The organism is Acidovorax soli, assembly GCF_900107605.1.
GTDB classification, from domain to species: Bacteria; Pseudomonadota; Gammaproteobacteria; order Burkholderiales; family Burkholderiaceae_C; genus Acidovorax; species Acidovorax soli.
This window is the reverse complement of record NZ_FNQJ01000059.1, coordinates 1-6,404: the sequence shown is the minus strand read 5'-3', so window position 1 is coordinate 6,404 and position 6,404 is coordinate 1. Positions and strand designations below refer to the sequence as shown.

At 62.6% G+C, this 6,404-nt stretch carries 6 protein-coding genes; all 6 read left to right on the top strand.

Features of this window, described 5'->3' with window-relative positions:
* Positions 1-315: 315 nt before the first annotated feature.
* The 6 genes from BLW02_RS18985 to BLW02_RS18960 all read left to right on the top strand — a co-directional run bounded on the left by BLW02_RS18985 (position 316) and on the right by BLW02_RS18960 (position 6,210).
* Complete coding sequence (locus BLW02_RS18985; protein ID WP_092701595.1) at positions 316-714, top strand: MerR family transcriptional regulator; 399 nt, start codon at positions 316-318, stop codon at positions 712-714.
* Between the two features lie 115 nt (positions 715-829).
* A complete protein-coding gene (locus tag BLW02_RS18980; RefSeq protein ID WP_208859763.1) occupies positions 830-1,213 on the top strand; it encodes a PaaI family thioesterase in 384 nt (127 codons plus the stop codon).
* 36 nt (positions 1,214-1,249) lie between these two features.
* Positions 1,250-2,440 (top strand): isovaleryl-CoA dehydrogenase, encoded by a 1,191-nt coding sequence (locus tag BLW02_RS18975; protein WP_092701589.1) that lies wholly within the window; start codon positions 1,250-1,252, stop codon positions 2,438-2,440.
* A 33-nt stretch (positions 2,441-2,473) separates the two neighbouring features.
* Complete coding sequence (gene can / locus BLW02_RS18970; RefSeq protein ID WP_026437003.1) at positions 2,474-3,133, top strand: carbonate dehydratase; 660 nt, start codon at positions 2,474-2,476, stop codon at positions 3,131-3,133.
* Between the two features lie 46 nt (positions 3,134-3,179).
* Entirely contained in the window at positions 3,180-4,979 is a 1,800-nt protein-coding gene (gene aceK, locus BLW02_RS18965; RefSeq protein WP_092701586.1) for a bifunctional isocitrate dehydrogenase kinase/phosphatase, read from the top strand.
* A gap of 37 nt (positions 4,980-5,016) precedes the next feature.
* Positions 5,017-6,210, top strand: a complete 1,194-nt coding sequence (locus BLW02_RS18960) for an acetyl-CoA C-acyltransferase (protein ID WP_092701583.1) — start codon at positions 5,017-5,019, stop codon at positions 6,208-6,210.
* The last annotated feature ends 194 nt before the right edge of the window (positions 6,211-6,404 follow it).

Here is a 6,404-nt window from a genome sequence, read left to right as displayed (position 1 = left end):
GGACAGTGAAACGACTTTGCGCCGATGATAGTGCGGGTTCCCGTGTGAAAGTAGGTCATCGTCAGGCTCTTACAGCCCAGTAACGCCCCGCTCAAATTTTGAGTGGGGCGTTTCTGCTTTCAGCGCCCAGTTTTCACTCCCAATACGCACATCGCCAGAGCCGTCTGTCTCGCACCAGTCTTTGCGCTGCATAGTCTTGTGGCATAGATGGGGTCAATTGCGCTACGATTGACGTTTACGTAAACGTTGAAAACGTGTTGCACTGAAATGCAGGTGGCGACCTTGCGAAAAACTACCGTGCAGCATTGCTCTACCATGGCCTCTACCTACACCATTAGCGACCTCGCGAAAGAGTTTGATCTGACAACGCGTGCCATACGCTTTTATGAAGACATGGGCTTGTTGCAGCCTGAGCGCAATGGGCCGGCAGGCCGCAGTCGCGTGTACAGCCCGAGGGACCGCACGCGGCTGCGGTTGACGTTGCGGGCAAAGCGCCTTGGCTTGTCGTTGAGCGAGGCCAAGGAGATCATCGACCTCTACGACAGCCCGCGCGATACGGGTGTGCAGCTGCAAAAGTTCCTGGATGTGCTGGTGGTGCACCGGCGGCAGCTGGAAGATCAGATGGCTGATCTGCAGGCCAACCTGGAAGAGGTTCGGGAACACGAGAAGGAAGCGCGCGCCCTGCTGCTGAAAACAGAAGGGAAAAATGGTTGATAATTAACGTTTACGTAAACGTCAATCAGGAGACCGTGTGAGCACCCCACTTTTCGATGTCCAGACGCCCACTTATGCGGCGCGGGTGCATGAGAGTTTTGCGCGCCAGGGCGCCATGCAGACGCTCGGCGCCCGCCTGGGACTGGTTGCTCCCGGTGCGGTGGATATCGAAATGGATTGGGCCGCTGGTCTGACCCAGCAGCACGGATTTCTGCATGCGGGCATGGTGGCCACGGCCCTGGATTCCGCTTGTGGCTATGCCGGATTCACCCTGATGGCAGCAGATGCGGCGGTTCTTACTATCGAGTTCAAGATCAATCTTCTGGCCCCGGCGCGCGGTGAGCGGTTTCGCATGGAGGGGCGGGTGCTCAAGCCGGGGCGCACGATCACCGTTTGCGAGGGGCGCGCCTATGCACTCGAAGGCACGCAAGAGAAGCTGGTGGCCACCATGGGCTGCACCTTGATGGCCGTTACGGGCCGCGAAAACATCCGCCACTGAACTGCAACACCATTCCACCGATCCGAGGAGACATTCATGAGCATGCCCGCCACCATTCCAGGCCTCAATTTCCAGTTGGGAGAAGACATCGACGCATTGCGGGACGCGGTCCGCGATTTCGCGCAGGCGGAAATCGCGCCACGCGCAGCCGAGATCGATCGCAGCGACCAGTTCCCTATGGATCTGTGGCGCAAGATGGGTGAACTGGGCGTGCTGGGTATCACCGTGCCCGAGCAATACGGTGGTGCGGCCATGGGTTACCTGGCCCACATGGTGGCCATGGAGGAAATCTCCCGCGCCAGCGCTTCGGTGGGCCTCTCCTACGGCGCGCACAGCAACCTGTGCGTGAACCAGATCAACCGCAACGGCAACGAGGCGCAGAAGGCCAAATACCTGCCCAAGCTCATCAGCGGCGAACATGTGGGCGCGCTGGCCATGAGCGAGCCCGGCGCTGGCTCCGACGTGATCAGCATGAAGCTCAAGGCCGAGGACAAGGGCGGTTACTACCTGCTCAACGGCAACAAGATGTGGATCACCAACGGTCCGGATGCCGACACGCTGGTGGTCTACGCCAAGACAGAGCCCGAGATGGGCGCGCGCGGGGTCACGGCATTCCTGATCGAAAAGGGCATGCCTGGTTTCAGCATTGCGCAAAAGCTCGACAAGCTGGGCATGCGCGGCAGCCATACGGGCGAGCTGGTGTTCCACAACGTCGAGGTGCCCGCGGCCAACGTGCTGGGGGGCTTGAACATGGGCGCCAAGGTGCTGATGAGCGGGCTGGACTACGAGCGCGCGGTGCTCACCGGCGGCCCCCTGGGCATCATGCAGTCCGTCATGGACAACGTGATCCCCTACATCCACGACCGCAAGCAGTTCGGCCAGAGCATCGGTGAATTCCAGCTCATCCAGGGCAAGGTGGCCGACATGTACACCGTGCTGCAAGCAGGACGCTCGTTTGCCTACACTGTGGCCAAGAATCTCGACATGCTGGGCGCCGACCATGTGCGCCAGGTACGCAAGGATTGCGCCAGCGTGATCCTGTGGTGCGCCGAAAAGGCCACCTGGATGGCGGGCGAGGGGGTGCAGGTGTTTGGTGGCAATGGCTATATCAACGAATATCCGCTGGGCCGCCTGTGGCGCGATGCCAAGCTGTACGAGATCGGTGCCGGCACCAGCGAAATTCGCCGCATGCTGATCGGCCGCGAGCTTTTCGCCGAAACCTGCTGATTTCCCTTTCTTCACTCACCTGTCAAGGACAGCATGCCCTCATCCGTCGAAGACCTGTTTGTTCACAACCGCGCCTGGGCTGCCCAGATGGAGCGCGAGAGGCCTGGCTTTTTCACGGGCCTGATGGCCCAGCAAAAGCCCAAATACATGTGGATCGGGTGCTCGGACAGCCGCGTACCCGCCAACCAGATCACAGGCCTGGAGCCTGGTGAAATTTTCGTGCACCGCAACGTGGCCAACGTGGTGGTGCCCACTGACTTGAACTGCCTGTCCACCATCCAGTACGCGGTGGACCAACTGCATGTAGAGCACCTCATGGTGGTGGGGCACTACGGCTGCGGCGGTGTGCTGGCGGCGCTGGAGGGCATGCGCGTCGGCCTGGCCGACAACTGGATCCGCCATGTGCAGGACGTGCGCGATCGCCACCGTGACCTGATTGCCGCCACCGCCCCCGAGTGGCGCCACGATGTGCTGTGCGAACTCAATGCCATCGAGCAGGTGGTCAACATTGCACAGACCACGGTGATGCTGGATGCATGGGGCCGTGGGCAAAAGGTGACATTGCACGGCTGGTGCTATGGCCTCAAAGACGGGCTCATCAACAACCTGCACATGACCGTCGACAGCACCGAAGGGCTGGATTCGCTCTACAAGGCCGCGATTGCCGGAGTGGCTGCCGTCAAAAGGCAGTAGCCCGGCAACGCCTGCTCGCCTGTACTGCGACGGTTGAGACCCCGCCATGTTTCCGCAACGGCTGGATGCCCCGCAGGCCTACGGCATCGCCAAGGCCATGATGGACGGGTTCAACCGCCATTACCGGCTGTTCCGCACCGAGTCCGCGCGGGCCAAGCACCGCTTTGAAACCGCCGACTGGCACGGCCAGCAGCGGGCGCAGCGCGAGCGCATCGAGTTCTACGACCTGCGCGTGAAGGAGTGCGTGCGACGGCTCGAAAAGGAATTCGGCGCCGGCGCGCAGCCCATGGACGTGTGGCACCAGATCAAGCTGCACTACATCGGGCTGCTGGTCAACCACCACCAGCCCGAGCTGGCCGAGACCTTTTTCAACTCGGTCACCACCAAGATCCTGCACCGCACACATTTCCACAACGATTTCATCTTTGTGCGGCCTGCGGTCAGCACCGAATACATCGAAAACGACGAGCCCGCCGCGCGCCCCACCTACCGGGCCTACTACCCCTCGCGCGACAACCTGGTGGACACACTGCACCGCATCATCGACAACTTCCAGCTCCAGCGGGAGTTTGTGGATCTGGCGCGCGATGCCGGTTGCGTGGTGAACGCGATGCGCGGCCGGCTCGACAAGGTCAGGCTCCGCACCAACTTCCAGATCCAGGTGCTCAGCAGTCTGTTCTACCGCAACAAGGGCGCGTATGTGGTGGGCAAGATCATCAACGGCTTCAACGAGGTGCCATTTGCGCTGCCCATCCTGCACGACGACAGCGGCAGGCTGTTCATCGACGCCGCGCTGTTCGGCGAAGACGACCTGCAGATGCTGTTCAGCTTTGCGCGCGCGTACTTCATGGTGGACATGGAGGTGCCCAGTGCCTATGTGCAGTTCCTGCGCAGCCTCATGCCGCGCAAACCGCGCGCCGAGATCTACAACGCGCTGGGCCTGGCCAAGCAGGGCAAGACGCTGTTCTACCGCGACTTCCTCTACCACCTCCAGCACTCGACCGACCAGTTCCGCATTGCGCCCGGCATCAAGGGCATGGTGATGCTGGTGTTCGACCTGCCGAGCTTTCCGTATGTGTTCAAGCTCATCAAGGACTACTTTCCGCCGCCCAAAGACACTACGCGCGAGCAGATCAAGGCCAAGTACCTGCTGGTCAAGCAGCACGACCGCGTGGGCCGCATGGCCGACACGCTCGAATACAGCGAGGTGGCTTTTCCGCGCGACCGGTTTGACGATGCACTGATTGCCGAGATCGAAAAGTTTGCTCCGAGCCAACTGGAGATCAGCGACCGCGATGGCGATGGACAGACCGAGGTCATCATCAAGCACCTCTATATCGAGCGGCGCATGATTCCGCTCAACCTCTACCTGCAGGAAGCCTTTGATACGGGCCTGGCCGATCCGCGTGCCTACCGGCAGATGGAGCGCAGCGTGATCGAGTATGGCAACGCCATCAAGGACCTGGTGGCCGCCAACATCTTCCCCGGCGACATGCTCTGGAAGAACTTCGGCGTCACGCGCAATGGCAAGGTGGTTTTCTACGACTACGACGAGATCGAATACCTCACCGACTGCCATTTCCGCCGCGTGCCCACGCCGCGCAACGAAGAGGAAGAGATGAGCGGCGAGGTCTGGTACAGCGTGGGCCCGCACGATGTGTTTCCCGAAACCTTCGGCCCTTTTCTGCTCGGCAACGACGCCGTGCGCGCCGTGTTCATGCGGCACCACGCCGATCTGCTCGACGTGGCGTTCTGGCAGGCGCACAAGGAGCGCATCCAGGCCGGCCATGTGTACGACGTTTTCCCTTACGACCCCGAGCGGCGCTTCCCGCATGCCGCCCATTGACCATCACGCATTCCCCTCAAACCGAAGGAGCCTCCCCATGTCTGTATCCCACCAAGACCCCATCGTCATCGTCGGCGCCGCACGCACCCCCATGGGTTCGCTGCAGGGCGATTTTTCCAGCCTGGCTGCGCATGACCTGGGTGGAGCCGCCATCCGGGCGGCCATCGAGCGCGCCGGCGTGTCGCCCGACGCCGTGGGCGAAGTGCTGTTCGGCAACTGCCTGATGGCGGGCCAGGGCCAGGCGCCCGCGCGCCAGGCGGCGTTCAAGGGCGGGCTGCCCAAGGAGGCGGGCGCCGTCACTTTGAGCAAGATGTGCGGCTCGGGCATGAAGGCCGCGATGTTCGCGCACGACATGCTGCTGGCCGGCACGCACGATGTGATGGTGGCGGGCGGCATGGAAAGCATGACCAATGCCCCCTACCTGCTGCAAAAGGGCCGCGGCGGCTACCGTCTGGGCCATGACCGCATCTTCGACCACATGATGCTCGACGGCCTGGAAGACGCTTACGAGCCCGGTCGCTCCATGGGAACCTTTGGCGAAGACTGTGCCGCCAAGTACCAGTTCACGCGCGCGCAGCAGGACGCCTTTGCCACGGCCAGCGTGCAGCGCGCCAAGGCCGCCACCGAGTCGGGTGCGTTCGCGGCCGAGATCGTGCCGGTGACCGTCAAGACCCGCGCGGGCGAGACCGTGGTCTCGGTGGACGAAGGGCCGGCGAAGGTCAAGCTCGACAAGATCGCCACGCTCAAGCCCGCCTTCAAGAAGGACGGCACCATCACCGCGGCCTCCAGCTCCAGCATCAACGACGGCGCTGCCGCGCTGGTGATGATGCGCGAGTCCACCGCGAAAAAACTTGGCTGCAAGCCCCTGGCCCGCATAGTGAGCCACGCCACGCACGCGCAGGAGCCCGAGTGGTTCGCCACCGCGCCGCTGGGCGCCACGCAGAAGGCGCTGGCCAAGGCCGGCTGGGCCGTGGGCGACGTGCAGCTGTGGGAGATCAACGAAGCCTTTGCCGTGGTGCCCATGGCGCTCATGAAGGAGCTGGACCTGCCGCACGACAAGGTCAATGTGAATGGCGGCGCCTGCGCGCTGGGCCACCCCATCGGCGCCAGCGGCGCGCGCATCATGGTCACGCTGATCCATGCGCTCCAGGCGCGCGGCCTTACCAAGGGCCTGGCCACGCTGTGCATTGGTGGCGGCGAGGCCACGGCCGTTGCCCTGGAGCTGATCTGATCTCCCGAAAACACGGCGGCTGGCGCTTGCTGTAAAAGCGCTTGCGGCTATTTTCTGCGGGAAGACTGCCGTTGTCAGGGCGTCATGGGCCGGCGCTAACAGGGCAATCGCATCTAAATAGTGATACCCAAGACGCGCTCCAGATAGCCCAGATTCCACCCCGCACGCTTGCGCTTGGCCTGCACGCCAATCTT

Bases quoted from the DNA above. Each gene is read 5' to 3' on its own strand.
- aceK (WP_092701586.1), top strand. From the start codon at position 3,180: ATGTTTCCGCAACGGCTGGATGCCCCGCAGGCCTACGGCATCGCCAAG.
- BLW02_RS18980 (WP_208859763.1), top strand. From the start codon at position 830: ATGCAGACGCTCGGCGCCCGCCTGGGACTGGTTGCTCCCGGTGCGGTG.
- BLW02_RS18985 (WP_092701595.1), top strand. From the start codon at position 316: ATGGCCTCTACCTACACCATTAGCGACCTCGCGAAAGAGTTTGATCTG.
- BLW02_RS18960 (WP_092701583.1), top strand. From the start codon at position 5,017: ATGTCTGTATCCCACCAAGACCCCATCGTCATCGTCGGCGCCGCACGC.
- BLW02_RS18975 (WP_092701589.1), top strand. From the start codon at position 1,250: ATGAGCATGCCCGCCACCATTCCAGGCCTCAATTTCCAGTTGGGAGAA.
- can (WP_026437003.1), top strand. From the start codon at position 2,474: ATGCCCTCATCCGTCGAAGACCTGTTTGTTCACAACCGCGCCTGGGCT.